At 58.7% G+C, this 25,701-nt stretch carries 25 protein-coding genes and 1 riboswitch; of the genes, 9 read left to right on the top strand and 16 right to left on the bottom strand.

Annotated elements, in window-relative coordinates; all coding sequences use genetic code 11:
* The first annotated feature begins 150 nt into the window (after window positions 1–150).
* From L1C91_RS03925 to L1C91_RS03915, 3 genes are read left to right on the top strand one after another with little or no spacing between them, the layout of a single operon-like run.
* Entirely contained in the window at window positions 151–315 is a 165-nt protein-coding gene (locus tag L1C91_RS03925; RefSeq protein WP_234858111.1) for a hypothetical protein, read from the top strand.
* 45 nt (window positions 316–360) lie between these two features.
* The gene (locus L1C91_RS03920) at window positions 361–2,037 is read left to right on the top strand and encodes an FAD-dependent oxidoreductase (RefSeq protein WP_234858110.1); all 1,677 of its coding nucleotides are present in this window, start codon (window positions 361–363) and stop codon (window positions 2,035–2,037) included.
* A 9-nt stretch (window positions 2,038–2,046) separates the two neighbouring features.
* A complete protein-coding gene (locus tag L1C91_RS03915; protein ID WP_020976108.1) occupies window positions 2,047–2,310 on the top strand; it encodes a metal-sensitive transcriptional regulator in 264 nt (87 codons plus the stop codon).
* A gap of 95 nt (window positions 2,311–2,405) precedes the next feature.
* On the opposite strand, the gene ilvC is transcribed toward L1C91_RS03915, so the two are convergent.
* From ilvC to L1C91_RS03900, 3 genes are all read right to left on the bottom strand, one after another.
* Window positions 2,406–3,419, bottom strand: a complete 1,014-nt coding sequence (gene ilvC, locus L1C91_RS03910) for a ketol-acid reductoisomerase (protein ID WP_234858109.1) — start codon at window positions 3,417–3,419, stop codon at window positions 2,406–2,408.
* A gap of 129 nt (window positions 3,420–3,548) precedes the next feature.
* Window positions 3,549–4,082 carry an acetolactate synthase small subunit gene (gene ilvN, locus L1C91_RS03905; protein ID WP_020976106.1) on the bottom strand — a complete coding sequence of 178 codons (534 nt, stop codon included), beginning with the start codon at window positions 4,080–4,082 and terminating at the stop codon, window positions 3,549–3,551.
* 2 nt (window positions 4,083–4,084) lie between these two features.
* Window positions 4,085–6,025, bottom strand: coding sequence for an acetolactate synthase large subunit (locus L1C91_RS03900; RefSeq protein WP_234858108.1), 1,941 nt, complete (start codon window positions 6,023–6,025; stop codon window positions 4,085–4,087).
* 268 nt (window positions 6,026–6,293) lie between these two features.
* Between L1C91_RS03900 and L1C91_RS03895 the strand changes: the two genes are divergently transcribed.
* The 3 genes from L1C91_RS03895 to ilvD all read left to right on the top strand — a co-directional run bounded on the left by L1C91_RS03895 (window position 6,294) and on the right by ilvD (window position 10,476).
* Window positions 6,294–7,994 (top strand): mechanosensitive ion channel domain-containing protein, encoded by a 1,701-nt coding sequence (locus L1C91_RS03895; RefSeq protein WP_234858107.1) that lies wholly within the window; start codon window positions 6,294–6,296, stop codon window positions 7,992–7,994.
* 23 nt (window positions 7,995–8,017) lie between these two features.
* Window positions 8,018–8,539 carry a PH domain-containing protein gene (locus tag L1C91_RS03890; RefSeq protein WP_234858106.1) on the top strand — a complete coding sequence of 174 codons (522 nt, stop codon included), beginning with the start codon at window positions 8,018–8,020 and terminating at the stop codon, window positions 8,537–8,539.
* A gap of 71 nt (window positions 8,540–8,610) precedes the next feature.
* Window positions 8,611–10,476 carry a dihydroxy-acid dehydratase gene (gene ilvD, locus L1C91_RS03885; protein WP_234858105.1) on the top strand — a complete coding sequence of 622 codons (1,866 nt, stop codon included), beginning with the start codon at window positions 8,611–8,613 and terminating at the stop codon, window positions 10,474–10,476.
* A gap of 70 nt (window positions 10,477–10,546) precedes the next feature.
* Here the strand turns inward: ilvD and L1C91_RS03880 are convergent, their stop codons facing one another.
* From L1C91_RS03880 to L1C91_RS03865, 4 genes are all read right to left on the bottom strand, one after another.
* Window positions 10,547–10,798 (bottom strand): hypothetical protein, encoded by a 252-nt coding sequence (locus L1C91_RS03880; RefSeq protein WP_234858104.1) that lies wholly within the window; start codon window positions 10,796–10,798, stop codon window positions 10,547–10,549.
* A 211-nt stretch (window positions 10,799–11,009) separates the two neighbouring features.
* A complete protein-coding gene (locus tag L1C91_RS03875) occupies window positions 11,010–11,924 on the bottom strand; it encodes a DoxX family protein (RefSeq protein ID WP_234858103.1) in 915 nt (304 codons plus the stop codon).
* Window positions 11,925–11,951: 27 nt separating this feature from the next.
* The gene (locus L1C91_RS03870; protein ID WP_234858102.1) at window positions 11,952–12,827 is read right to left on the bottom strand and encodes a LysR family transcriptional regulator ArgP; all 876 of its coding nucleotides are present in this window, start codon (window positions 12,825–12,827) and stop codon (window positions 11,952–11,954) included.
* A 15-nt stretch (window positions 12,828–12,842) separates the two neighbouring features.
* Window positions 12,843–14,276: a YkvI family membrane protein gene (locus L1C91_RS03865; RefSeq protein WP_234858101.1), complete on the bottom strand. Its 1,434-nt coding sequence runs from the start codon at window positions 14,274–14,276 to the stop codon at window positions 12,843–12,845.
* 204 nt (window positions 14,277–14,480) lie between these two features.
* Between L1C91_RS03865 and L1C91_RS03860 the strand changes: the two genes are divergently transcribed.
* Window positions 14,481–14,636, top strand: coding sequence for a hypothetical protein (locus L1C91_RS03860; RefSeq protein ID WP_020976097.1), 156 nt, complete (start codon window positions 14,481–14,483; stop codon window positions 14,634–14,636).
* Window positions 14,637–14,768: 132 nt separating this feature from the next.
* Here the strand turns inward: L1C91_RS03860 and gatB are convergent, their stop codons facing one another.
* From gatB to L1C91_RS03830, 6 genes are all read right to left on the bottom strand, one after another.
* The gene (gene gatB / locus L1C91_RS03855; protein ID WP_234858100.1) at window positions 14,769–16,262 is read right to left on the bottom strand and encodes an Asp-tRNA(Asn)/Glu-tRNA(Gln) amidotransferase subunit GatB; all 1,494 of its coding nucleotides are present in this window, start codon (window positions 16,260–16,262) and stop codon (window positions 14,769–14,771) included.
* Window positions 16,263–16,336: 74 nt separating this feature from the next.
* Window positions 16,337–17,365 carry a 6-phosphofructokinase gene (locus L1C91_RS03850; protein ID WP_234858099.1) on the bottom strand — a complete coding sequence of 343 codons (1,029 nt, stop codon included), beginning with the start codon at window positions 17,363–17,365 and terminating at the stop codon, window positions 16,337–16,339.
* Between the two features lie 58 nt (window positions 17,366–17,423).
* A complete protein-coding gene (locus L1C91_RS03845) occupies window positions 17,424–18,851 on the bottom strand; it encodes a DHA2 family efflux MFS transporter permease subunit (RefSeq protein ID WP_234858098.1) in 1,428 nt (475 codons plus the stop codon).
* 25 nt (window positions 18,852–18,876) lie between these two features.
* Window positions 18,877–19,977, bottom strand: coding sequence for an ABC transporter substrate-binding protein (locus L1C91_RS03840; protein ID WP_234858097.1), 1,101 nt, complete (start codon window positions 19,975–19,977; stop codon window positions 18,877–18,879).
* A 62-nt stretch (window positions 19,978–20,039) separates the two neighbouring features.
* Window positions 20,040–20,846, bottom strand: a complete 807-nt coding sequence (locus L1C91_RS03835) for an ABC transporter ATP-binding protein (RefSeq protein ID WP_268836302.1) — start codon at window positions 20,844–20,846, stop codon at window positions 20,040–20,042.
* On the bottom strand, window positions 20,846–21,874 hold the full coding sequence (locus L1C91_RS03830; protein ID WP_234858096.1) for a FecCD family ABC transporter permease: 1,029 nt from the start codon (window positions 21,872–21,874) through the stop codon (window positions 20,846–20,848). Before L1C91_RS03830 ends, L1C91_RS03835 begins: the two co-directional genes overlap by 1 nt.
* Window positions 21,875–21,920: 46 nt before the next feature.
* A riboswitch (cobalamin riboswitch) is annotated at window positions 21,921–22,079 on the bottom strand.
* Window positions 22,080–22,123: 44 nt separating this feature from the next.
* On the opposite strand from L1C91_RS03830, the gene L1C91_RS03825 reads away from it, so the two are divergent.
* On the top strand, window positions 22,124–22,468 hold the full coding sequence (locus L1C91_RS03825) for a hypothetical protein (protein WP_234858095.1): 345 nt from the start codon (window positions 22,124–22,126) through the stop codon (window positions 22,466–22,468).
* 125 nt (window positions 22,469–22,593) lie between these two features.
* Here L1C91_RS03825 and gatA read toward each other — a convergent pair whose 3' ends face one another.
* Window positions 22,594–24,090, bottom strand: coding sequence for an Asp-tRNA(Asn)/Glu-tRNA(Gln) amidotransferase subunit GatA (gene gatA, locus L1C91_RS03820; RefSeq protein ID WP_234858094.1), 1,497 nt, complete (start codon window positions 24,088–24,090; stop codon window positions 22,594–22,596).
* Between the two features lie 17 nt (window positions 24,091–24,107).
* Window positions 24,108–24,407 (bottom strand): Asp-tRNA(Asn)/Glu-tRNA(Gln) amidotransferase subunit GatC, encoded by a 300-nt coding sequence (gene gatC, locus L1C91_RS03815; protein ID WP_234858093.1) that lies wholly within the window; start codon window positions 24,405–24,407, stop codon window positions 24,108–24,110.
* Window positions 24,408–24,570: 163 nt separating this feature from the next.
* Here gatC and L1C91_RS03810 point away from each other — a divergent pair, with 163 nt between their 5' ends.
* On the top strand, window positions 24,571–25,230 hold the full coding sequence (locus tag L1C91_RS03810; protein WP_234858092.1) for an amino acid-binding ACT domain protein: 660 nt from the start codon (window positions 24,571–24,573) through the stop codon (window positions 25,228–25,230).
* Between the two features lie 83 nt (window positions 25,231–25,313).
* On the opposite strand, the gene L1C91_RS03805 is transcribed toward L1C91_RS03810, so the two are convergent.
* On the bottom strand, window positions 25,314–25,628 hold the full coding sequence (locus L1C91_RS03805) for a hypothetical protein (RefSeq protein WP_234858091.1): 315 nt from the start codon (window positions 25,626–25,628) through the stop codon (window positions 25,314–25,316).
* Window positions 25,629–25,701 lie beyond the last annotated feature (73 nt).

Raw genomic sequence — 25,701 nt, 5'->3', positions numbered from 1 at the left:
CCTTAGCACAGCCTTAATCCTTATTGACACCTTAATGAAAACTCCCCATCTATACCCCCGGGGGTATACTGAGCATCGTTGATGTTCACACATCACCAAATCCACGGATCGGGCCACCACCGGCCCGGCCACAACACGAAGGAGTTTCCCATGTGTCGTCCTGTCCCCTGCTCCAAGTGCGGAAAAACCACCTGGGCCGGCTGCGGCCAACACATTGACCAGGTCAAAGCCCAGGTTCCCGCCGGCCAATGGTGCACCTGCCCACGCGAAAACAACGCCGGTGGATTTTTGTCCAAGATCTTCGACAAGAACTAGCCGAAAGATCCTCTAACCCACGCACGAGACAAGGTTGAGCACGCGATGAACCCCCACAACCCAACAACAGCGCAAGAAACAACAACCCCCAAGGCAAACGCCTCGACCATCATCGTCGGTGGCGTCGCCGGCGGCATGTCCACCGCAGCCCGCTTACGCCGACGCGACGAGAACATGAACATCATCGTGTTCGAAGCCAGCGGCTACGTAAGCTTCGCAAACTGCGGCCTGCCGTACTACGTGGGCGGGACCATCGCCGCGCGAGAAGCACTGCTGCTCCAAACGCCAGAGTCCCTCAAAGCGCGGCTCAACCTTGATGTACGTGTCAATCACACGGTCACAAGCATCGACCCAGAAGCACAAACAGTCACCGTCGAAGGGCCTCACGGCACCGACACCCTCAGCTACGACTACCTCGTCCTCTCCCCCGGTGCCCGCCCCTTCATTCCCCCAATCCCTGGAATCGAACGTGCCCTAACGTTGCGCACTGTTGAGGACGTCGACACCATTTACGCAGCTGTCAACGACGGCCCAACCCCGAAGAGCGCAGCGATCATCGGCGGAGGATTCATCGGCCTCGAGCTAGCCGAAAACCTCCATGCCCGCGGCATCGACACCACAGTCATCGAACGCGCACCGCAAATCCTCACCCCGCTCGATGTTGAAATGGCCAACATTGTGCGCGCACATCTGGAAAGCACCGGCATCCGCGTACTCACCAACGCCGAAGTAACAGCCGTAGGCGATAACAGCGTCACCTACAGACCCCTCGACTCCGATGATGCACAAGAGCTGCCCGCAGAACTCGTCGTCGCTTCCATCGGCGTCATCCCCAACACTCAACTAGCAGAAGACGCAGGTCTCGAAGTCAACCGCGGTATCGTCGTCGACGAATACCAAAAAACTAGCGACCCACACATCTACGCAGTCGGTGACGCAACCACCAAGATCGACGCCATCAGCGGCGAAGCCACCCTCATCCCACTAGCACAAACCGCCAACCGGCACGGCCGCCTGGTCGCTGACAACATCACGTCCCGCGACGTCACCAGCCAAAAAACGCTCGGAACCGCCATCGTCGGTGTCTGCGGCATCAGCGCAGGCTCTGTGGGCTGGAACGAGCGACGCGCCCGCGCAGCTGGCCGCAACGTGCGCTGTATCCATGTGCACCCGCTCGACCACGCCGGCTACTACCCCGGCGCACAACAACTACACCTCAAACTGGTCGTCGACGCAGATAGTGACGAAATCCTTGGAGCCCAAGCTGTTGGCCAAGCCGGCGGAGACAAGCGCATCGACGTCATCGCAACTGCCATGCGCGGTGGCTTGCATGCAGCCGACCTCGCCGACCTCGAGCTCGCATATGCTCCCCAATTCGGCAGCGCCAAAGACCCGATAAACATGCTCGGATTCGTCGACGACAACGCCATCCAAGGCGAAAACCTCGTTCAATGGCACGAGCTCGAGGGCGCAACCCTCGTCGACGTGCGCACCCCGCAGGAATTCGAGCGCGGCAGCATCCCCGGTGCCATCAACCTCGAAGTCGATGATCTACGCAACAACATCGACAAGCTGCGCGACGTCGACAACCTTGTCGTCTTCTGCCAGGTCGGCATGCGAGGCCACATCGCAGCGTCACTGCTGCGCGGCCACGGCATCACCGCCTCCAACCTAGCCGGCGGTTACCTGACCTACTCGCAGGCAAACTACAAGAGCAACTAAAGGCGGACTATGCACCTGCAACCCGATGAAGTGAAAAAGTCCGTGACCCGGCTGAAACGCGCTCACGGTCAGCTCGCGGGCGTTATCCGCATGCTGGAGGAAGGCAACGAATGCGACCAGGCAATCATGCAGCTCGCAGCCGTATCAAAAGCGCTCGACAAAGCCGGGTATTCCATCATCGTCACTGGCATGAAGAAGTGTTTCGCGGAAGGCGAGGGCGCAAGCTCCATCGATGAAGAGAAACTAGAAAAGCTCTTCTTGTCCTTGAGCTAAAAACAACAAGAGGGCTGGTGCCGTAGAAAAAAGTTTCTACGGCACCAGCCCTCTTTTGCACCTACATGCTAGGAGCGGCTCCCGCTACGCCACTGTTAGGCAGTAGCGTCGAGGGGGTTTTTCACCCAGCTCATCAGATCGCGGAGCTTCTTGCCGGTCTCCTCGATCGGGTGAGCGTTAACAGCTGCACGCTTAGCCTCGAGGTCCTTGTTGCCGCCCTCAACGTTAGCGATCAGCTGCTTGACGAAGGTGCCGTCCTGAATATCCGCCAGAACATCCTTCATGCGCTGCTTGGTGTCTGCATCAATGATGCGGGGACCTGCAACGTAGCCACCGAACTCTGCGGTGTCAGAAATGGAGTAGTTCATGTTCTCCAGGCCGCCCTCCCAGATGAGGTCGACGATCAGCTTCATCTCATGGAGGACCTCGAAGTAGGCCATCTCGGGTGCGTAACCAGCCTCGGTGAGAACCTCGAAGCCAGCCATCATCAGGTACTCAAGGCCACCACACAGAACGACCTGCTCACCGAAGAGGTCAGTTTCGACCTCTTCCTTGAAGGTGGTGGGGATGACGCCCGCGCGAGCACCGCCGATTGCGGCTGCGTAGGACAAAGCCAGGGCCTTGCCTTCACCCTTGGGATCTTGGTCGACAGCGATCAAGCAGGGCACGCCTTTGCCGTCGACAAATTGACGGCGAACGAGGTGGCCCGGCCCCTTCGGGGCAACCATACCGACAGTGATGTTGTCTGCCGGCTTGATCAGATCAAAGTGGACATTCAATCCGTGGCCGAAGAAGATGGCGTCGCCATCCTTGAGGTTTGGGGCGATGTCCTCCGAGTAGATCTTTGCCTGAGAGGTGTCGGGAGCGAGGAGCATAACCACGTCGGCCCATGCTGCTGCGTCGGCGTTGCTCTTGACGGTGAAACCTGCCTCTTCTGCCTTCGCAGCGGACTTGGAGCCCTCACGAAGACCGACGACAACCTCAACACCAGAATCACGCAGGCACTGCGCGTGTGCGTGGCCCTGGGAGCCGTAGCCAATGATGGCGACCTTGCGGCCCTGGATCAGCGACAGGTCAGCGTCAGCGTCGTACAAGAGTTCAATAGCCATGGATAAACCTTTCACATTGTGCCGGAGACACTCCCCGACGTCAGAAAAAAACTATAGCAAAACAGCACCCGACATGTCCACATTGTAGAATGCACTTCCCACAATGTGGAACATCGGTTGCTTTAGGGCCTAACGGCGCATCGACAACGGCTTCGGCCCACGGTTCAAAGCAATCTCACCAGAACGAATCATCTCGATGATCCCGAAAGGCTGCAGAACCTCCAGCAATGCCTCAAGCTTGCCCGGGTTACCCGTGGTCTCCAAAACAACCGAATCCGGAGCCACATCCACAACGCGAGCGCGGAAAATATTCGCGGCGTCGACAACCTGAGGACGGTTCGCGTTGTTAGCAGCAACCTTGACCAGCATCAAAGCGCGAGCAACAGAGGAATCACCATCCAAGCGCACCACCTTAAGCACTGGGATCAACTTGTTGAGCTGCTTAGTGATCTGCTCGATAACAACCTCATCCGCATCAACAACCACCGTAATACGACTGATGCCCTCGGTTTCGGTAGCCGCCGACACAATCGAATACATGTTAAAACCACGGCGGGTAAACATACCGGCCACGCGGGAGGTAATACCGTCAACGTCCTGAACCAACACCGACAAGGTGTAGCGGTTAGTCGCCTCGCTATTGTTTGAAGCGTATGCACCCATGATTATTTTCCCTTCTCAGCGTGAGCCGCATTGTAGGCAGCAGTATGATGGCCTGCCGCCCGAGAGTCCGCAGGGCCAGGAGCTGCGCCACCCGGATCGGACCTATGACCGAAACCATGACCACCACGCTTGGCAGCATCAAAAGCGTTATCGTCCACCGCGCGATCAATAACCGCCGGCGGCTCCCCAGCAGAATCCTCATCAAACAGCGGGCGCAACCCCAGCGCATATTCAATATCCGAGTTGGATTTACCCTGGGCAACCATCGGCCAAACCTGTGCGTCCTCCCCCACGATGAAATCAATCACCACCGGACGATCATTGATAGACCGAGCCTTCTCAATAGCAGGAATGACATCTTCCGTCTTGGTCACACGAATAGCCTCACACCCCATGGCCTCCGACAACCCAACAAAGTCCGGAATGTACTCGTCCTGCGGGCGTAGCTTCGTGTTCGAATAACGACCCTCATAGAACAAGGTCTGCCACTGGCGCACCATGCCCAAGTTACCGTTGTTGATCAAAGCAACCTTGATCGGGAAACCCTCCACAGCACAGGTGGTGAGCTCCTGGTTGGTCATCTGGAAGCAACCGTCACCATCGATCGCCCACACTTCCTTATCCGGGCAACCAGCCTTAGCCCCCATCGCTGCTGGAATCGAGTATCCCATGGTGCCTGCGCCACCAGAATTCAACCACGTGCGAGGGTTTTCAAAGTCAACAAACTGCGCAGACCACATCTGGTGTTGGCCGACGCCAGCTGCATACACCGCGTCGGGACCAGCAATCTTCGACAGGGTGTTGATGACATACTGCGGGCTGATCTTGCCATCGGAAGGCTCATCCCAGCCGCGTGGGAAGTTGCTCTTCAGACCAGCGGTGTAGGCAGTCCACTCCGTAATCTGCGGGCGAGGCAAATCCAGACGCTTATAAGCGTCGAGCAACGCTGCCAATACTTCACGAGCATCACCGACGATCGGAACCTGGGCTTCACGGATCTTAGAAATCTCAGCCGGATCAATATCGGCATGAATGACCTGAGCATCCGGAGCGAAAGAATCAACGTCGCCGGTCACGCGGTCGTCAAAACGTGCACCAATGGTGATCAAAAGGTCGGAACGCTGCATGGCACCCACAGCCGACACGGAGCCGTGCATGCCGGGCATACCGAGGTGCAGCGGATGACTGTCGGGGAAGGAACCCAAGCCCATCAAAGTAGTCACAACGGGAATGCCGGTGTATTCGACAAACTCCAGGAGCTCCTTGTGAGCATCTGCCTTGATAACACCGCCACCGATATAAAACACCGGCTGCTTAGCCTCGGAGATCATCCGGACCGCTTCTTCAATCTGGCGCGGATGCGGTGTAGTTGTCGGCTTGTAACCGGGAAGGTTTAACTCAGGCGGCCACACGAACTCCATCTCAGAGTTCTGAATATCTTTCGGGATATCCACCAACACCGGGCCAGGGCGGCCAGTCGATGCCAAGTGGAACGCTTCAGCAATCGCCGCAGGTATCTGATTGGCGTCAGTAATCATGAAGTTGTGCTTGGTGACAGGCATCGTGATGCCGCGAATGTCTGCCTCCTGGAAAGCGTCAGTACCCAGCAGGGTGTGCCCGACCTGGCCTGTGATGGCAACAATCGGAACTGAATCCAGATTGGCATCAGCCAGGGGTGTCACCAAGTTCGTGGCGCCGGGCCCCGACGTTGCGATGCACACACCCACCTTGCCGGTCGCTTGAGCGTAGCCGGTCGCAGCGTGCCCTGCGCCCTGCTCATGCCTCACAAGCACGTGGCGCAGCTTCTCCGAAGAGTAAATCGGGTCGTACAGGGGAAGGACTGCGCCTCCGGGCAAGCCGAACACAACGTCGGCACCGAGCTCTTCCAACGAGCGCACAATGGCCTGCGCGCCCGTCATCTTCTGCGGCGTAGATTCAGGCATCTTTTGGCTCCTTCATTTCTTCCATTTCTTCGAGGGGATATGCGGCGTCCCTATGAAAACGAAAACCCTCGTGTGGCGCCATCACTGGCACCTAACGAGGGTGTTTGACTTGAACGAACAAATATAACGTTGCAGCCTAAGCCAAACACCGAGGCTTTACTACGTTAATAATTCGTACGATCGTCATGGCTTAAAACTATAGCGCTTCGGGCGGTCTAGATCACATGCACCCCCGGCATAGGGGTAAACGGGGGGTAGTATGGCGGCCATGCCCGTCAACTACATCCTGTACTCGATCTGGACATGGTTCCTCACCACAGCACTGACCCCGCTGATATTTATCATCGTGGTGATGCTGATCCCCCGGATCGGGCGCATGGTTGTGCGGGGATTGTCCAACCGCATGGACCAGCAGGAAGAAGAATTTAAAACTCGTCGCGCTTTACTTGACACCTTTGTCTACATCGGCGAAATTGTCTTGTACTTCTTGGCTGCGGTACTTCTGCTGAAGTACCTCGGCGTTTCCCTGGCTGGAGCCGCCATCCCCGCGACCGTTATCTCCGCCGCAGTGGGTTTGGGCGCCCAATCGATTATTGCGGACTTCCTCGCCGGTTTTTTCATCCTTCAGGAAAAACAGTTTGGCGTGGGCGACTGGGTGTTGTTTAAGGGCTCCGGCGTCGAAGTCGAAGGTGATGTTATTGGCATCACGATGCGCGCTACCACGGTGCGCACGCTCAATGGCGAAACCGTGATTGTGCCTAACTCGGCGGCCAGGATCTGCATCAACCACTCGAATTATTGGGCTCGGGCTGTCGCTGTCGTTCCGGTTCCCTTGTTGGGTTCAGCCACTATTCAGGATGCGATTGACCGCTCAACTGCTGCCACGCTCCGGGCGCTCAACGATCCGGAAATCCGGCAGGATATTCGTGGCGAACTCGACGTGCACCCAGCTGTGGGGATCGAAAAACCAACGGTCGTCGGCATGCCCTGGATGGTCAACATGCGCTTTGTCGTCCAGGTTAATCCCGCGAAGCAGTGGATTGTTGAGCGCACCATCCGCACCTACATTTTGGAGGAATTCTGGGAGGAGTACGGCTCGGCGACGACAACCAGCGGTGTTGTGCTCGATCAACTCGCCACCATCACGCCCTCATCGGAGTTGTCCCCCGAGCAACTACCTGGCCTAAAAATTGATGATGACGTCGCGTCAAACCCTGCGCTCAGCACGCGCCCTTTGGCGGATTACGTATCCAAAGATCCTGCACAACGCCTCAGCCGCGTGCCGCAACCTGCTGAGAGCGCCGTGGAATCGGACGCGTCCTCACCAAAGGAGCGCGGCCGGGCGGACTTAAGCGCCCCCACCAACGACTACGCTGCATCCACCAACATCCCCACCACTGCGGAAACCGATTCGACGCAATCCACCGAAGCTTCGGTCGGGCAACCGTCTTTCAAAAGCAACATCGCCCGTGCACTGTCCATCAACGGTCGCTGTCGCCCCTCCACCACGGTGCTGCTGGTTCTCCTCATCGTCTTCCTCACCCTCAAGGGTTTATCCCTTGATGGCTCCCAACATGACGAACGCTTCCACAAAGGCATCCTCGCTCCTGAGATCAAAACCACCGCCCCGGAAAACCCCACCGACTCCCCCGCCACCCCAGCCGAACCCGAGCAACAAAAAACCACAACGACCCCCGCGACGTCATCAAACAAAGAAAAATCAACGAGCACCAGCACAACCAGCACTTCGAACAGCGACAAAGAGGAAGCAAACAATAAAGACAGCGACAGCGCCGACACGCCTACACACCCCGGGAGCAACACCGACACCGGATCGCCTGAGGACAACAGCGCAGGCAACGAACCAGCATCGCCCGCACAACCCCCAGCAGAACAGGGCGACCAGCCCGCTGCACCAGCGCCGGAAAACACCCAAGAGCAACCGGCCCCATCCAACCAGCAAAACTAGACGGACGGTAGAATCTTTAACTCATGAGCACCAGCGACCAGCCCACCGTGACCTCCCAGGCCCCCGCTAAAAGCGACCAGCACCTGTTTCGTGTCGATCGAATGAACTTGATCAGCGCGATTGTCATGGCCATGATGCTCACTTTGACAGTCGGCCACAAGCCACTTCTCCTCGGCTGGTTTTATCTCATCCCCATAGGCCTCATCGTGTGGGTACTACGCTCTTCCACCCGCGTTGACGACGATGGCCTGCACGCCCGCTACGTGTTTAAAAAACCAGTCGACCTCCCGTGGGATCAGGTTGAAGGCATCGGCTTCGGCCGTAGTTTCGCCAAGGTGACCACCACTAATGGTTCGCAACACTCCCTCCCCGGCGTCAGTTTCAACGATGTCTCCCGCCTAGCCGAAGCCTCACGCGGGCGCATCCCAGATGTCATCGCCCAAGCCGAGCAAGCGTCGCACGACAAAGTCACGATCATTCACCGCGACGGACGCCAAGTACTTGTGGATGCCATTGAAGCAACCACCAAGGATGTGGAAAACTAAAACACAACGCTGCACCGTGCTCAGCCCCTTACATGGTGCACAAAAAGAAGCCTTTTTAAGGAAAACATCTGATGAATAGCCCCCGAAATTCCCACGCCATCCCCCTACGGTCCAAGGTGACCACGGTTGGCCGAAATGCCGCAGGTGCACGCTCTCTATGGCGCGCAACGGGCATGACCGACAATGACTTCGGCAAACCAATCATCGCCATCGCCAACTCTTTCACAGAGTTCGTACCCGGACACGTTCACCTCCGCGACATGGGCCGTATTGTCGCCGAAGCGGTGCACGCGGCCGGCGGTGTCGCAAAGGAATTCAACACTATTGCAGTCGATGACGGCATCGCTATGGGCCACGGCGGCATGCTGTACTCGCTTCCCTCCCGCGAAATCATTGCGGATTCTGTGGAATATATGGTCAACGCCCACACAGCCGACGCCCTAGTGTGTATTTCCAACTGCGACAAAATCACCCCCGGCATGCTCAATGCCGCGCTACGTCTGAACATCCCGGTGGTGTTCGTTTCCGGTGGCCCCATGGAAGCCGGAAAGGCCGTAGTTGTCGATGGCGTAGCTCATGCCCCCACCGACCTGGTCACAGCCATTTCAGCGTCCGCAAACAATGAGGTCGGCGACGAAGGCCTAGGTGCGGTCGAGCGCTCTGCATGCCCAACCTGTGGATCATGCTCTGGCATGTTCACCGCCAACTCGATGAACTGCCTCACCGAAGCGCTGGGGTTGTCCTTGCCCGGTAATGGCTCCACCCTGGCCACACATGCAGCACGCAAGGCGTTGTTCCAGCGCGCAGGTTCACTGATCGTCGAGTTAGCCCAGCGCTACTACGCACAGGGTGACGAATCCGTACTGCCCCGCAGCATCGCCAACGCCCACGCTTTTGATAACGCCATGGCGCTAGATATGGCTATGGGCGGATCGACCAACACCGTGCTGCATATCCTCGCAGCGGCGCAAGAAGCAGAGCTGGACTTCACTCTCGATGATATCGACGCCTTGTCCCGTAGGGTTGGCTGCCTGTCCAAGGTCTCCCCAAACTCCGACTATCACATGGAGGACGTCCACCGAGCCGGCGGTATCCCCGCTATTTTGGGTGAACTGCATCGGGGTGGCCTGCTTCACGATGATGTGCGCGCAGTGCATGCCGATTCTTTACAGCAGTGGCTAGAAGACTGGGATATTCGCGGCGGGAAGGCGACCGATGAGGCTATCGAGCTGTTCCACGCCGCCCCAGGTGGTGTGCGAACAACAGAGCCTTTCTCCACCAGCAACCGTTGGGACTCCTTGGACGTGGACGCCGCGGGCGGATGCATCCGCGATGTCGAGCATGCCCACACCAAAGACGGTGGGCTCGCTGTCCTTCGAGGTAACTTGGCAGTCGACGGCGCGATCATTAAGGCCGCCGGTGTTGACGAGTCCCTGTGGCATTTCACTGGGCCTGCCCGCGTGGTTGAGTCCCAGGAAGAGGCCGTGTCCGTGATTTTGAATGGCACGATCCAACCCGGCGAGGTGCTGGTTGTGCGCTACGAGGGTCCTTCCGGTGGCCCAGGTATGCAGGAAATGCTTCACCCCACAGCCTTCCTCAAGGGTGCTGGCCTGGGTAAAAAGTGCGCATTGGTGACCGACGGGCGATTCTCCGGTGGCTCCTCTGGACTATCTGTTGGGCACGTCTCCCCTGAGGCCGCGCACGGTGGATTGATTGGTTTGGTCCGCGACGGCGACCAGATCACCATCGATGTGCACACGCGTGAGCTGTCGGTGGACCTCGACGAAGCTGAGATCCAACGCAGGCGCGAACAGGAATTGCAACGGGATGTTCCCTTCAGCCCGACGTCGCGTCAACGCACTGTGACCAAGGCGCTGCGCGCCTACGCGAAACTCGCGACGTCAGCAGACAAAGGTGCGGTGCGCCAAGTCGACTAATCGACCCGACATATACGCGGGGCTGCTTCCAGAATTTTAAGGAAGCAGCCCCGCGTATGTTTGCGCAGTGTTAGTTCTTGCGCCCCGTGGCGAGCTTTTTCAGCCCGAGGGTGATCGCCGAGACGGCGGTCAAGCCAATAAACATGACCAGCATCATTTCGATAAAAATCATCTGCCAGAAACCCAGCACGTCGCTGCGGGCTGCATGAATCGCCCAGCAACCACAGAAAACAAAAGTGACGATGAGGTTGAAAGTCATCGACGTCGCGAGGTTTTTCAACCACACAAATGCTGCGCTCAGCACGATCACTAGCACAGCCATGAGCGCGATCTGCCATGGGCTATACACGGACTGAACGGAGCCATCGGCGTTGTAGCCTGCTTGATTATCCCACGCAAAGAGGCCGAACCAGCCGATGAGGCCAGCGAGTACGCAGCGAGTGCGGCTTAAAGATCGCTGTTCATTTCGCTTTCACCATTTTTCATTCAGATAAGCCTAGTACTGCCGAGCACCGGACAACACTTGCGGCGGGCTAGAAGGTGCCAGCCAGGAACCACCAGATGGCTACGAGACCGCCGGTACCGACAAGTGCGAAGATCCATGAGGACGCCAACGGGCGACGTACCCAGCTGCGGGAGAAGTCCAGGGACCAACGGCCGGGGCCGGTAAACAGAAGGCCGAGGACCAAAAGGAACAGCATGATGGCGGTGTAGCTGTCGTGCCCTGCTGCGGTGTCGCGTAGACCGTTGGTGCTCAGATCGTGCAGCATGGCGAAACCTGTTGCTACGAGGCCCAGGCTGGCGGCAACTGGTGTGATCAGGCCAAGCAGTAGGAAGGCGCCTGCGGTCAGCTCGAGGGACGGGATGAGGACCGACAGGATAGAAGGCTGGTTGTATGCTGCGTAGTCTGCTTGGAGTCCACTGAGTCCTGCAGAGCTACCGAGCCCGAAAAATACGACCACGGAATGCGCGATGAGCACGGCCGCAACAGTCGCGCGAATGAGGAACAGCCCGAAGTTGAGTGTGCCGCGGCGGTCGGAGACGACCGTGACGTTTTTCTCGTCCAGAACCATGGGTTCTTCCGCCTCTGCGACGGGGGTTGCTGCGGGAACGACAGCCGGGGCGACCGTGGTGGGGGCGGGGTCTACTGCCGGCTCGGCGACGGCTGCAGGGGTGGTGGCGGGTTCCGCCACGGTGGTGTCCTGCGCGGGTGCTGCAGCGGGTTCGTCGACGGAGACTTCGTCAAACGCGGTGGTCGGCGCGTCAGATGCTAAGGGCGCGGAATGCATGTCTTTCGGTTGAGCCTCCGCGTCCGCTGGTGCGGCCCCCTGCGCTGGGATCTGCTGGGGTGCTGCGCGTCCCACACGCTCGTGGATGTTGGGCTGTTGGTAGGTGGGGACGTCCAGAGAGTCCGCTGGGTTTGCGCGATCGGGGGTATTTTCAGACATGTGTCTAAGGTTAGGTGACAATCACCCTTATGTGGTGGATGCGGGGCGCGGCGCTGCGCTAATCACTGCGTCTCTGAGTCGGCTGAGCATGTCAGATTCGAGGCGCCATTGTTGCCAAAACATTGGGATGATGACGTCGCGGGGGTCGACGCGCACCAGTTTGCCTTCTTCAAGCAGGGATGCGCATTGGGCTTCCGGCAGCAGTCCCCATCCGAGGCCGGCGGTAACGGCATGCAGGTAGGCTTCAGAGCTTGGGATTTCGCTGACGTGGTGGAGTTCGTTGAAGCTGATCAGACGATCGGACATGCGATCGTTAGGGCCGTAGCGCAGGGAGGGCATGGACTGGAGATCGTAGAGCTCCCCGTTGGTGGGCTCTGTTGCCGCGTGTGCTGCTGCCAGTGAAGGGGTGGCGCAGGCGTAGTAGCGCACTTCCCCGATGGGTACTACATCGCATCCTGCGACCGAGGTGGGTTCGCTGGTGATAGCCCCGACCACTTCGCCCAGGCGTAGCAGGTTGAGGGTGGCCGCTTCGTCTTCTACCCGGAGGTTGAGTGTGGCGTTGTCCCAATGCGCGACTTCACTGATGACGTCGCGGAACCATGTTGCTAGCGAGTCGGCGTTCACGGCCACGGTGAGCGGAACGCGGGATAGTAGGCTGCCGATTTCTGCTTCTGCTTCGGCTTGGAGCAGTTGCATGCGTCGTGCGAGTTGGGCGAATACTTCACCCGCTGGGGTTGTGGTGGGTGGGGTGGACCTACGCACAAGCACTCGGCCCGCTTGGGACTCGAGTGCTTTAATGCGCTGGCTGACGGCACTGGGGGTGATCCCCAGTGAGTGAGCCGCGGCTTCGAACGTGCCTTCGTCTAGTACGGCGAGGAGGGTCGCGAGGTGAGCCGGATTCATAAAGAATCAGTCTAGCTACTTATCGCCCTTCGCGCCTTTAACTTCGGCGACGACATCGGAGGCAACGTCTGCGGCGATTTCCGCGACGTCTTCAGCAGGAACTTCTTTACCTGCAACCACAGGGACTTCAGCGACGGTGCCTTCCTCGGAGGTCGACACTTCCTCCATGACAACGACGGCGTCTTCTTCGGTGAATTCGATGTCGTCATCTGCGACGAGCTCTTCGGTGACCTTCTCGTGAACGGTTTCGATTAGGTCGGCGTCTGCAATGTTGGACTTGGACACGCACTTGGCCAATTCTTTTTCGTCCTTGGCTGTGAAGCGCTGCGCGGGGTCCAGCTTGAGGCGAACGAGGTCACGGATGCGGGCGCGTCGACGGGACTCTGCACTGATGGTCGCGTGGTCGCGGATCCAGTTGATGCACAGCAAAGCCATCAGCAGTACGCCAACGTAACCCAGTGCCGGGTAAACGTAGCTCACCAGGGTCTTGAAGCCCATGAAGCTGGCCGCAAAGCCAATGAGCACGGTGATAACGAATACCTTGTTGAAGCGCTCAGGGCGCCCAGTGGTCAGGCGAGAGGTCAGGGCGAAGAACATGCCCAGTGCGGAGTTGAAGATCATGCCGTAAATAGCGATCGACATGAGCAGACCCAGTGTGGGGTGAATGTTAGTCACCAGGGTCAGCATCGGCAGATCGGCATCACCAAGGTCGCCAACCTGGAGGAAGAGGATCAGCGCACTGAGGAAGAGCAGAGCACCAAACACGGCGCCACCGACCAGGCCACCGATGCCCGCAATACGGGGGTTGAGGTAGTAGCCGCCGATAACGATCGACATGGACACGACCACCATGAGGGAGAAGCCAATGTAGTTCAGGGACGCAATCCAGTAGTTGGGCAGCGTGCTCTGGATTTCTGCGGCCATAGGCTCCAGCGCAGACAGGTCGCTCGGAGCATGCATGATGGAGTACACAGCGGCAACCAAGACCAGGATGATGATGCCAGGGGTGATCGCACCAATAATCTGCGAGACCTTATCGACGTCAAAGCGACCAAGAACAAGGGTAAGAACTAGGAGAAGAACTGACCCTGTCCATGATGGCCAGCCAAACTGCTGGTCAAAGTTGGCGCCGGCGCCGGCAAACATAACCATGCCGATGGAGAAGATGGTGAGCATCACGCAGAAATCGAGGAATTTCGCAGTGATGGGGTGCGCCATCTTATCGAGCACCACATTGTGGCCGTCCGCTTGGTAGTAGCTACCGAGCTGGAGGATGATCATGCCGATGAAGGCCATTGCGACGCCGACAGCGAGGGCGCCCAAGACACCCTTCATGCCGAACGTGACGAAGAATTGCAAAACCTCCTGACCGGAGGCGAAGCCTGCGCCGACGCTGAGGCCGACGAAAGCCATAGAGATACTCAACACGCGTTTAACCACGGTGTTCACGAGAAAACCTTTCAGGTGAGAGGCGGCCTGCCAATCATGCGTTCACATCCCCCGATGCGTGTGTCGCTGGCTGGCCACTCCGGCGCACTGGGCACCGAACGTTTTAACAGTGTACATAACCACTAAGTCAGTTTCGAACTGCGCAGCCGGCTCTCAGTGCGATCACTAAGGATCAGTGAGCACGTGCGCAAGTAGTTGAGCTACATGTTGTACCTACTTGCCGGCCCCTTGCGTCGTGAGATTCTTAACTACCGCATGCACGCCGACGAAGGAAAAATCCCGGAAATCGACGAGCACACTCAACCTATACACCCGACCGAAGCACCAAACGCCGTTGCCACGGACAAAGTGCACGACTAGGTCCCCTCACCCCACAACCAAACAGGTCATAGTAGTGATCTGACATTGCACAACACGGCCGGCGGAAGTAATCTTCCGTCGGCCGTGTTGATTCATTCAAGCACTGGGGTCATAGCATATGACCACGAGCTTTTAGCGGGTCTTCTCTGCAATCAGCTTGTTGACTAGAGCGGGATCCGCCTTGCCGCGAGTGGCCTTCATGACGGCTCCGACGATAGCGCCGCCGGCCTTGGCGTTACCCCCGCGAATCTTTTCGACAATATCCGGGTTGGCGGCCAGGGCCTCATCGACTGCCTCCTCGATAGCGCCGTCGTCGCGGACGACCTCGAGACCACGGGCGGCCACAACCTCAGAAACCGTGCCTTCGCCCTCAAGGACACCATCAACGGCTTGTCGAGCGAGCTTGTTGGTCAGCTTGCCCTCGTTAATAAGCGACACAACTTCAGCAACCTGAGCGGGTGTAATAGCCAGTTCAGAGAGCTCTACTTCTGCAGCGTTGGCTTTTTGGGTCAAGTAAGACACCCACCATGAACGAGCCTCACCGGGGGTAGTACCGGCGTCCACGGTTTCAATAATGAGTTCCAGAGCACCGGCGTTAACGAGGTCCCGCATTTCTGCGTCGGACAATCCCCATTCTTTCTGGATGCGTGCTTTACGCACCCAGGGCAACTCGGGCAATGTGGCACGGATTTCCTCAACCCATTCGCGCGGTGCAATCACCGGAGGCAGGTCGGGGTCATTGAAGTAGCGGTAATCTTCCGCTGTTTCCTTCAATCGACCTGCTGTGGTGGAGCCGTCTGCTTCCTGGTAGTGACGAGTCTCCTGGATGATGGTGCCGCCATCGACGATGACCTGGGCCTGGCGCATCATTTCGTAGCGCACAGCCTGCTCAACGGACTTAAGAGAGTTGATGTTTTTGGTCTCTGTGCGGGTGCCGAACTCCTGCTGTCCCTTGGGCTTAAGGGAGAGGTTGGAGTCCACACGCATGGAGCCCTGGTCCATGCGGGCATCGGACACACCGAGAGCCTTGACCAGTTCACGAAGTGCCGAAACGTAGGCGCGGGCGACCTCCGGTGCACGCTCCCCTGCCCCTTCGATGGGTTTAGTAACGATCTCAATAAGGGGGATGCCTGCTCGGTTGCAGTCTACAAGCGAGCTGGTAGCACCGTGGATGCGGCCATCTGCACCGCCGAGGTGGGTGAGCTTGCCAGTGTCTTCTTCCATGTGTGCGCGTTCAATCTCGACGCGCCATTCGGTGCCATCATCCAGCACGACATCGAGGTAGCCGTCATACGCGATGGGCTCGTCGTACTGGGAGATCTGGTAGTTCTTCGGCTGATCCGGGTAGAAGTAATTCTTGCGGGCGAAGCGGGAGGATTCTGCGATGGAGCAGTTGAGCGCCAAGCCAATCTTGATCGCCCATTCCACACCTTTGGCGTTGACTACGGGTAGTGCACCGGGCAGGCCCAAAGACACGGGGTCTACGTTGGAGTTGGGGGCGGAGCCAAAGTGGGCGGAGCTAGCAGAAAACATCTTGGTTTCTGTTGCGAGCTCTACGTGCACTTCCAGGCCCATCACCGGGTCGAACTGCTCGACGACGTCGTCGTAATCCATCAGCAAAGACATGGCTAAGGATTTTACCTGAGTGCCCGCCGATCCGGGCACTCAGGTGGGCACTAATCAACGCCAGGGGGCTAGTTTTAGCCGAAGAGCTGCTGCGCGGTGCGGATACGCCCGATCGGAACACGCTTGAGGGTGCCGACAGCCTCTTCGAGAGGAATGAGATCGATGTGCTCGCCGTGCAGGGCGACGCTGGTTCCGAACTTGCCTTCGTGGCAGGCACGGGCAGCGTGGACGCCATAACGGGTTGCTAGCACGCGATCGTAGGCAGTTGGGGTTCCGCCGCGCTGAATGTGACCGAGCACGGTGGTGCGCACATCGTGGCCAGTACGGCGCTTAATTTCATCGCCGATAACCTGCCCAATGCCGTTGAAGGTTTGGTGGCCGAACTGGTCGACCCCGCCTTCATTGAAGTCCATGGTGCCGGGTTTCGGCAGTGCACCTTCAGCGACGACAACGATGCCGTATTTTTCACCCATCTGGAAGCGACGTTCCATCGCCTTGCAGATCTCTGCGATGTCGAAGGGTTCTTCGGGAACGACGATGTAGTGAGCACCACCGGCCATACCCGAGTGCAGGGCGATCCATCCGACGTGTCGTCCCATGACTTCGACGATCATCACGCGGTTATGGGATTCAGCGGTGGTGTGCAGGCGATCGATCGCGTCGGTCGCTACACATACTGCTGTGTCGAAGCCGAAGGTGTAGTCGGTGCCGTTGACGTCATTGTCGATGGTCTTGGGTACGCCTACGACGGGGATGTCATTGTCGGCCAGCCACTTGGCACCCTTGAGGGTTCCTTCGCCGCCGATGGGGATGAGCGCGTCAATTCCCGCATCTTCAAGGTTTGCCTTGATGCGGTCAATGCCGGCTTTGAACTCGTCGGGGTGCAGTCGGCCGGTGCCGAGGATTGTGCCGCCACGCAGCAGGATGCGGTCGATGTTTTCGTCGTCGTAAAGCTGGATGCGTCGGTCTTCCATGAGGCCGACCCAGCCGTCTTCGTAACCTACGACGGTGGAGCCGAAGTCGGCAGCAGTGCGGACTATGCCTCGGATGACAGCGTTGAGTCCTGGGCAGTCGCCACCGGAGGTGAGAGTTGCAATTCGCATAGCGTCAAGCTTAGTCGTGTGTGTGCTCTGGTACCCAAGCGCTAGGTGGGGTGCGGCTTTAGTTGGCGTGGCTGCGGAACTGTGTGACGGCGATCAGGCCGAGCAGCATCGCAACGGCGGGCAGCCACATGACGTGTCCCATCGCGTTGGCCACGGATGTGTGGGTCACGCCGACTTGCATGGCTGCTCCGATGGCTGCGGAACCGATGACGGATCCTACTTGTCGGCTGGTGTTGTACACACCGGAGGCTGCTCCAACTTTGGTGACGTCGACGTCGCGCATGGAGGTTGCGGAGTTGGGTGACCATACGAAGCCGTTGCCTACGCCGAGAGCCGCGATGGGGACGAGCACCCACCAGTAGGAGACGTGGTCATTCATGGTGATGGCCATGAGGATCATGGCGATGAGCATCATGGAGAAACCGATTGTTGACAGGACGCGGGGGTGTACGCGGTCGGATAGCCTGCCGACGAATGGTGCGAGTATGCCGGAGATGAGCGCCATGGGGGTGAGCATCAGCCCTGCTGCTTGCGCGCTAAGCCCTGCCCCGTCTTGGAGGTAGATCATGATGGGCAGCATGGTGCCTGCAACGGTGAATCCCATCATGGCGATGGAAAAGGTACCGAGTGCGAAGTTGATGTTACGGAACAACCCCAGCGGGACCAGTGCGTCGCGCCCCTGCACGCTGGCTTGGCGTTGCAGGTAGACAAAGCCTGCCATTGTTGCGATTCCCAGTACGAGCACGCCCCAAATCCACGCCGGCCACCCGAGTTCGGGACCTTGCTGGACTGCGAACACCAGACAGAAAACACCGATTATTGACGCCGCGACGCTTGCTGCATCAACGCTGCGTGCGGTGCGTGGCATCTTGGGCACCCAGCGCAGGACGAGGATGATCGATACGACTCCGATGGGCACGTTGATGAGGAAGATGGATTCCCAGCCAACGGTTCCGACCAGTAGCCCGCCAAGCAGTGGTCCGGCAAGGGTTGCCAGTCCCGCGACTGCGCCCCAGACTCCCATGGCTGCGCCGCGTCGGTTTCTGGCGAATAGCCGGTTGATGACGCTCATGGTTTGGGGCGAAAGGATGGAAGCGCCGAGGCCTTGGAATGCACGGGCGACAATGAGGAAATAAATGTTTGGGGCAAGCCCGCATGCTAGAGAGCTCAGTGTGAACAGGCTCATGCCGACGATGTAGACATTCCGTTGACCGTAGCGATCCCCTAGTCTCCCGGTGACAAGAAGAGGTACTGCGAACGTCAGTAGGTAGATGGAGGTGACCCAGACGACGGCGTTAAGGCTTGCGTCGAGTTCTGATTGGAATTTCGGCGAGGCAACCGCCACGATGGTTTGATCCAGAAGGATCATGAAGAAGCCGATGCACAGGGCGGTCAGAGCCTTCCACGCTTGTTTTTCTGGAATCTGCGGCTGCTGCCCGTGTGCACCGGCGGGCGGTGTGTCCTGAGTGCGCGGGGTTGAATTCACTCACACAGGGTACACCTTGAGTTGTTTATTTGGAGTTCCAGTAGTTCTGTCCGGCGACGCTGGCAGGCAATTGGAACTGTGCCTGGATGTCACTTGCGGGAACCAGGTTGTAGTCTTCGAGTGCTTTGCGCACCAGTTCCGCGGCGTCAATATTCAAGGGGCCGGAGGTCCACATGACGTAGGGCAGGTTCACGAAGCGTTCTTCCTTCACCGCGGGCAGATCCTTGGTGACCGGGTTGGTCTTGAGCATCTCGATTTTTTCATCGAGGTTTTGGCCGGGGTAATCGACGAATACAAATACGTCGGGGCTGGTGGATGCGATCTTTTCCCAGGAGACGGTGGTCCAGGTGTCGTCAACATCGCCCGCTGCGTTGGTGGCGCCGGCTGCCGTGATGATGGCCTCGGGACCGCCGAAGCGACCGGAGGTAAACACACCGTCGCGGCCCTGATCAAAAACGAAGGCGACGGGCTTGGTGTCCGCCTGCGGCGCAGCCTTCAACTTATCAAGTCGGGAGTCTTGATCTTCGATGACTTTCTTGGCGGTTTCTTCATCACCGAAGGCGGTGCCGAGGTTGTTGAGGTCGTCACGCACGGCCTGCCACGGTTCGACGGTGCCGCGTTTTGCGCCGTCGGATTGGCGGCAGGATTCGGTGAGGACGTAGGCGCCAATGCCATGGCTGGCGAGGGATTCGGGGTTCACTCCGTTGGCATCAGTCATGCCGTAGTTCCAGCCAGCGACATAAACATCGGGGGCTTCGGCGATGATTTGTTCGAGTCCGGCGGCCTTGTCGCTTAGCTCGTCGCGGTCGGCGATCTTGCCGTATTTTTCGACCAGCACGTCTTTGTCTTTGTTGACTGAGGTGACTGCTTTAACCTTGTCGCCTGCACCCGCTGCGTAGACGGCGGCCAAAATGTTGGAGTCGTTGACCATAAGGCTGCCGGTGTGGTCGTAGGTGACGTCTTCGCCACAGTTGACGATGGTTACCGGTGTGCCTTTGCCCTGAGCTTGGACGCTAGCCGAGCTGGATGCGTCTTGGGCGGTGTTACCGGAGCAGGCCGCAAGCAAGCCGCAGAGCGCCAGACCTGATGCGCTGACTGCAATCTTGCGGGAACGTTGGGTGGACATGTTCATAAGTGTTCTCCTTGTGATCAACTAGCTTGAAAGGCAGCTAGTTTGGGGTTCGTTGACTACAGGGAATCGATCAGCACATGGGGGCTGCATGCACCCTCAGGCTGCGCGACGAGCGCGCGGACATCGAATGTTTCCCGAATGGTTTCGGGGATGAGGACGTCGTGGGGATGTCCGGCGGCAAGTACCCCCGCGACGTCATCATTCGGCTGCTTGTGCAGGACGACGACGTGGTCGAAGTGAGCCATCGCCAAGTCGAGATCGTGAATAGTCGCGACGATGGTGCGGCCGGATTCGCGTAGCACTTTCAGCAGATGTAGCTGGTGGTGGACGTCCAAGTGGTTGGTGGGTTCGTCTAGCACGATGAGATCCGTGCCCTGGGCAAAACCTCTGGCCAACATGACGCGCCTTCGCTGACCACCGGATAGCTGGGCAGTGGGCCGGTCGGCGACGTGCGACATGCCCACCAACTCCAGCGCCTCGCCGACGATAACGCGCTCGCGTTTGCCACCAATCTGCCAAGACTTCAGGTGCGGTAGCCGCCCTAACTGCACCGCCTCTGACACGGTGAGGTCCCCGGGTGGTGATTCCTCTTGGCCGACCAGAGTCATGAGTTTCGCGCGGGCCTTCGGCTTTAACCCATGCACGTCAACCGGAGCGGAAGCACCATCGAGCTGAAGCTCCACGGTGCCGCCCAAAGGCCGCGTGATCCCAGCAAGCGAACGCAACAAGGTGGATTTTCCAACGCCGTTGACGCCGACGATCGCGGTCATCGTATGGGGAGCAGCCGTGAAGCTGACGCCGCCGACAATAGGATGCTTGGCATCAATACCGGCGAGCACGCTGTGACATTGAAGCTGTGTCATTAACGCGCCCCCTCGCCACTGAGTGTGCTTTTACGCCCCATCAGCAAAAGGAATAGCGGGGCGCCGATGACACCGGTAACCACACCCAGCGGGATCTCTTGTGGCGGGGCGGAAATGCGCGCAACCACATCAACCCACAGCAAGAAGATCGCACCAGACAGTGCCGCGATGGGCAGAAGCCTGCGGTGCAGCGATCCCACCAATAAACGACCAATGTGGGGAATAACCAACCCGACGAAGCCAATTCCACCGGCCACCGCGACCATGGTGCCCACCAACAGCGCCTGGAGGAAAAATAGAAACTTGCGCAATGCTCCAACATCGACGCCGAGGGCAGCAGCAGTATCGGGTCCCGCAGCAAGAGCATCAAGTTTTCCGGACAGCAGCACCAGGATCACCAACGACACAGCCACGATGATGGCGGGCAACAACAGAGTGTCCCAGTGTGCTGCGGCAACCGAACCGAGCATCCAGAACATCACCGATTGTGCCGCCCGGGGGTCTGGCCCTTTAAAAACCAGAAAGCTTGACGCCGCGGAAAACGCGGAGCTGAGCACAACGCCTGTGAGGATTAATCGCAGTGGGGTAATACCGCCCTGTGCGACGGTCACAAGGTACACCGCTGCAGTTGCGGCGATGGCACCGAGCAAAGCACCACCGGACAAGGCGTAGACGCCCAGCCCGGAAAACAATCCAAAGGTGATCACCGCGGTGGCGCCCACCGCTGAACCGCTGGAAATACCCAACAAATACGGGTCTGCCAGTGGGTTTCTCACCAATGTTTGAATAGCGACGCCGGCTAAAGCAAGGCCAGCGCCAACCACGGCTGCAAGAAGTCCGCGCGGCGCGCGCAACTCCCACACGATCGAATCAATGGCTTTATCAGGGCCATGCATCCCTTGCAGACGAGCCGACACAACCTCCCATACTTGGGCGTGGGAATATTCCACCGATCCAAAGGTGAGGGATGCGATCAGGCTTAAAAGCAACAGGATACTGAGCAATAGCGAGAGTAAAGACAGCCTCACGCTGGGCCTTTCGTTCGTGAGCAGCACCTGGACGCGAGGTACGCACTCGAGACATGGTGAACGGGCGAGTATCGGACTTGTGCCCTTAAGGGCAATACCGTTGCGCGCCAGTCCCGGATTCCCACCGGGTTCCTCGCAGCCGCTCCATGGTCGTATATCAGTCTAAAGTCCCCTTTATTCGGCCACCTAATCTCCTACCGAACGGGTGTGACTCTGGCGTATTCCGATAATCGGTCTACAGTTGAATGCATGAGTAACTCGAAAAAGACTTCCAGCGCCATCGACATTAAAGCCCCCGAAGACGTCAACACCGCAGCTCTAGTCAGCGTGGGGTTGGTGGGTGGTTGGCTCATCGCCCGCGAGACCGGTATCCGCCCCCTTGGCGGTGCGTTGTTGGCCGCTGCCGGTGGCTGGGCTGCACGCAGTTGGTGGGCTAAGGGCGGCTTCACGTTGGCTGCCGGCCTGACCAGTGCATACATTGGCGCCTTTGGCGCTTCCCACCCGCTTGCGAAGAAGATCGGCGCGTGGCCTTCCGTCATCGCTGTTACTGGTGCGACTGCGTGCGCTGCGCACTTCCTCTCCGACGCCCGGTAAAGTGGCTGCAGAGTTCCGTTTAGCCCGCCACCCTGCCCCTCGATACTCGGTGGCGGGCTTAATACTATCCGCACGGACAAAACACACCACATGTGTGCCTGCTGCCCCGCCAGGGAAGGGGGTGTTTAGTTCTGCCCAGCTTCGAAAGCTGCACCCACCTTGTAAAGGCGATCGTCAGCAAATGCTGGAGCCATGATCTGCAGACCAACAGGAAGGCCCGTATCGGATGCCAGACCCGCCGGAACGGACATGCCACACAGGCCCGCAAGGTTTAGCGGAAGGGTGCACAAGTCAAAGTTGTACATAGCCAGCGGGTCAGAGACCTTTTCACCGAGCTTGAACGCAGTGGTGGGCGTGGTGGGCGAAACCAACACGTCGCACTTTTCGTAAGCTGCGGCGAAATCCTGGGCGATCAGCGTACGCACACGCTGAGCCTGCAGGTAGTAGGCATCGTAGTAGCCGACCGACAAGGCATAGGTGCCAAGGATGATGCGGCGCTTAACCTCAGGGCCAAAGCCAGCCGCACGAGTCATAGCCATCACTTCTTCCGCAGAACGAGTGCCATCGTCGCCAACACGCTGGCCATACCGCATACCGTCGAAGCGCGCGAGGTTAGAGGACACCTCACAGGGAAGAATCAAATAGTAAGCCGCCAAAGCATCATCAAAGTGAGGACAATCGACCTCCACCACTTCTGCCCCCTGGGAAGTGAGCTGATCGACTGCCTTGTGGAACTGCTCGAGCACGCCGGGCTGGTAGCCCTCGCGGTCAAACTGCTTCACGACGCCGACGCGCACACCCTTCAGATCACCATTCGCGCCCTTGCGAGCGGCGGCAACAACCGGGGCCACCGGCTTATTCACGCTAGTCGCATCAAAGGGATCATGCCCGGCGATGACCTCATGCAGCAGTGCCGTATCAAGCACTGTACGCGCAGTAGGACCACCCTGATCTAGCGAAGACGCACACGCAACGAGCCCATAGCGGGAAACGGTGCCATAGGTGGGCTTCACGCCAACAGTGTTGGTCAGTGCTGCGGGCTGACGGATGGAACCACCAGTGTCGGTGCCGATTGCCAGAGGCGCTTCGCCAGCAGCCAAAGCCGCAGAAGATCCACCGCCGGAGCCACCGGCAGTACGTTCAACATCCCACGGGTTGTGGGTGGGTCCGTAAGCAGAGTTCTCGGTAGAAGAGCCCATGGCGAACTCGTCCATGTTGGTCTTGCCCAAGATTGGGATGCCGGCCTCCCGGATCTTCCGGGTGACGGTTGCATCGTAGGGCGCAACGTAGCCCTCCAAAATCTTGGACGCACAAGTGGTCGGCGCATCCGTAGTCGTGAAAACGTCCTTGAGTGCCAGCGGCACACCCGCCAACGGCGATGCGGGAGCTTCACCCGCAGCCAACGCAGCGTCAACACGCGAAGCGGCCTCCAAAGCAGCCTCGGCACCTACGTGCAGGAAGGCATGCAAGTCGGAATCAACTGCGTCGATGCGATCGAGGTGAGCCTGGGTGACCTCGACAGAAGACACTTCGCGGCTGTGGATCTTGTCGGCTAGCTCCGCCGCGGTCATGCGGGTCAGTTCGCTGGGCGACTGGGAAGCAAGGTAGGTAGATTCAGTCATGATTGTTCGTGCCGTTCCTATTCGTCTTCGCCAAGGATCTGCGGGACCATAAAGCGCTGCTCTTCAACAGCCGGTGCCATCTCCAACGCCTGCTCGGCGGTGAGGGTGGGCACCACGACGTCTTCGCGCATGGTGGTCTGAATGGAGTGAGGGTGGCTCATAGGTTCCACACCGTCGGCGGCGACTTTGCCCACCGCGGACACGTTAGCGATGATGCCGTCGATCTGTCCTGCGAACTGTTCAAGTTCTTCTTCGGTCAGGGCAAGTCGGGCGAGCTTGGCGAGGTGCTCAACCTTGTCGCGCGAAATTTCTGGCACGTCTTCATTCCTTTACGGGGATTCAAGGGATCGATCTCTAGCAGTCTACTGCACCCCACCCGGGGGTGTGCTCTAGCGGGGGCCTATCGACGCGATAGGCACTTGTGTTGGTAGAGTTAGGGAACACTGATTCACACCACCGACATTTTCAGATTGGTTTCCAATGTCTTACCTTCTCCGTGTTCTACTCCCCGATACCCCAGGTAGCCTGGGCCGACTTGCTGATGCGCTGGGCACGGTGGACTGCAACATTCGCTCCGTCGACGTTGTGCAGACATTCCCCGAAGGCACCGCGATGGATGATCTCGTGGTGGAGATCCCCGCTTCTTCCCTACCTGACACCCTCATTACCGCGGCGCAGGGTCTGGACGGCGTGGAGGTCGATTCGATCCGCCCATTTTCCGGCGCTGTCGACCGCCGTGGCCAGATCGCTTTGCTTGCTGACGTCGCGTCAAATCGGCACAACAAGGAACGTGCGGCGGAGCGGTTTGTCAGCGCACTGCCCCAGACGATGACTGCCGGTTGGGCCATTCTGCTGGACGTGTCTGGGTCCTCCCGCCGGGTGGCTGCTTCTGCTGCCGCACCGGAAGACGATAGCAACAATCCTGTGATTCCAGAGATCAGCGGGGCGCGCATTTTGGACCCCGAGTCCGAGCAGTGGATTCCGGAGCCGTGGGCGTTGCTTGATGCGGCGTTGGCCGCTACCCCGGTGGGTGATTCGCTGCTGCTGATCCTCGGCCGTCCTGGTGGGCCGGACTTCTTGGCCAGCGAAGTCGAGCATCTGGGCAATTTGGGGCGTATTGCCGGGGCTATAATCGGTTAGCCTTTAGCTTTGTGGCTATTCGACGAGCTACAAAAAGCGCGCTACCCCACTGTTTGTTGAGGTAGCGCGCTTTTTACTTGTGCTTAGGCGCAGTCGCAGACGCATTCGTCCCAGTGGCCGTCGTGGCTGTGGTGCAGGTGGCCGTCGTGGACGTAGTCGACGTGATCGCCGTGGGGAACGGCGACGTGGCCGCAGCCTTCACCGTGGACGTGGTCGTGGTCTTCGTGGATGGGGTGCTCTGCGTCGCAGGTGCTGTGGCCGCATTCATCCCAGTGGCCGTCGTGGCTGTGGTGTAGGTGACCGTCGTGGACGTAGTCGACGTGATCGCCGTGGGGAACGGCGACGTGGCCGCAGCCTTCACCGTGGACGTGGTCGTGGCTTTCGTGAACGTTGTGCATAGTGATCTCCAAAAGGTGGTGGGGTTATTGCCTAGCCGCCACCTTATTAAAAACTTAATGAAAACGCAACGTT

The sequence above is a fragment of the Corynebacterium argentoratense genome, assembly GCF_021491455.1.
Lineage (GTDB): Bacteria > Actinomycetota > Actinomycetes > Mycobacteriales > Mycobacteriaceae > Corynebacterium > Corynebacterium argentoratense_A.
Note: the sequence above shows the minus strand (reverse complement) of the source record. Positions and strands in the feature narration are given on the sequence as shown.

What these genes read in the sequence shown, in the direction of transcription:
- L1C91_RS03925 (WP_234858111.1), top strand. Translation starts at nt 151, where the DNA reads ATGTGTCGTCCTGTCCCCTGCTCCAAGTGCGGAAAAACCACCTGGGCC.
- L1C91_RS03920 (WP_234858110.1), top strand. Translation starts at nt 361, where the DNA reads ATGAACCCCCACAACCCAACAACAGCGCAAGAAACAACAACCCCCAAG.
- L1C91_RS03915 (WP_020976108.1), top strand. Translation starts at nt 2,047, where the DNA reads ATGCACCTGCAACCCGATGAAGTGAAAAAGTCCGTGACCCGGCTGAAA.
- ilvC (WP_234858109.1), bottom strand. Translation starts at nt 3,419, where the DNA reads ATGGCTATTGAACTCTTGTACGACGCTGACGCTGACCTGTCGCTGATC.
- ilvN (WP_020976106.1), bottom strand. Translation starts at nt 4,082, where the DNA reads ATGGGTGCATACGCTTCAAACAATAGCGAGGCGACTAACCGCTACACC.
- L1C91_RS03900 (WP_234858108.1), bottom strand. Translation starts at nt 6,025, where the DNA reads ATGCCTGAATCTACGCCGCAGAAGATGACGGGCGCGCAGGCCATTGTG.
- L1C91_RS03895 (WP_234858107.1), top strand. Translation starts at nt 6,294, where the DNA reads ATGCCCGTCAACTACATCCTGTACTCGATCTGGACATGGTTCCTCACC.
- L1C91_RS03890 (WP_234858106.1), top strand. Translation starts at nt 8,018, where the DNA reads ATGAGCACCAGCGACCAGCCCACCGTGACCTCCCAGGCCCCCGCTAAA.
- ilvD (WP_234858105.1), top strand. Translation starts at nt 8,611, where the DNA reads ATGAATAGCCCCCGAAATTCCCACGCCATCCCCCTACGGTCCAAGGTG.
- L1C91_RS03880 (WP_234858104.1), bottom strand. Translation starts at nt 10,798, where the DNA reads ATGGCTGTGCTAGTGATCGTGCTGAGCGCAGCATTTGTGTGGTTGAAA.
- L1C91_RS03875 (WP_234858103.1), bottom strand. Translation starts at nt 11,924, where the DNA reads ATGTCTGAAAATACCCCCGATCGCGCAAACCCAGCGGACTCTCTGGAC.
- L1C91_RS03870 (WP_234858102.1), bottom strand. Translation starts at nt 12,827, where the DNA reads ATGAATCCGGCTCACCTCGCGACCCTCCTCGCCGTACTAGACGAAGGC.
- L1C91_RS03860 (WP_020976097.1), top strand. Translation starts at nt 14,481, where the DNA reads ATGTTGTACCTACTTGCCGGCCCCTTGCGTCGTGAGATTCTTAACTAC.
- gatB (WP_234858100.1), bottom strand. Translation starts at nt 16,262, where the DNA reads ATGTCTTTGCTGATGGATTACGACGACGTCGTCGAGCAGTTCGACCCG.
- L1C91_RS03850 (WP_234858099.1), bottom strand. Translation starts at nt 17,365, where the DNA reads ATGCGAATTGCAACTCTCACCTCCGGTGGCGACTGCCCAGGACTCAAC.
- L1C91_RS03840 (WP_234858097.1), bottom strand. Translation starts at nt 19,977, where the DNA reads ATGTCCACCCAACGTTCCCGCAAGATTGCAGTCAGCGCATCAGGTCTG.
- L1C91_RS03835 (WP_268836302.1), bottom strand. Translation starts at nt 20,846, where the DNA reads ATGACACAGCTTCAATGTCACAGCGTGCTCGCCGGTATTGATGCCAAG.
- L1C91_RS03825 (WP_234858095.1), top strand. Translation starts at nt 22,124, where the DNA reads ATGAGTAACTCGAAAAAGACTTCCAGCGCCATCGACATTAAAGCCCCC.
- gatA (WP_234858094.1), bottom strand. Translation starts at nt 24,090, where the DNA reads ATGACTGAATCTACCTACCTTGCTTCCCAGTCGCCCAGCGAACTGACC.
- L1C91_RS03810 (WP_234858092.1), top strand. Translation starts at nt 24,571, where the DNA reads ATGTCTTACCTTCTCCGTGTTCTACTCCCCGATACCCCAGGTAGCCTG.
- L1C91_RS03805 (WP_234858091.1), bottom strand. Translation starts at nt 25,628, where the DNA reads ATGCACAACGTTCACGAAAGCCACGACCACGTCCACGGTGAAGGCTGC.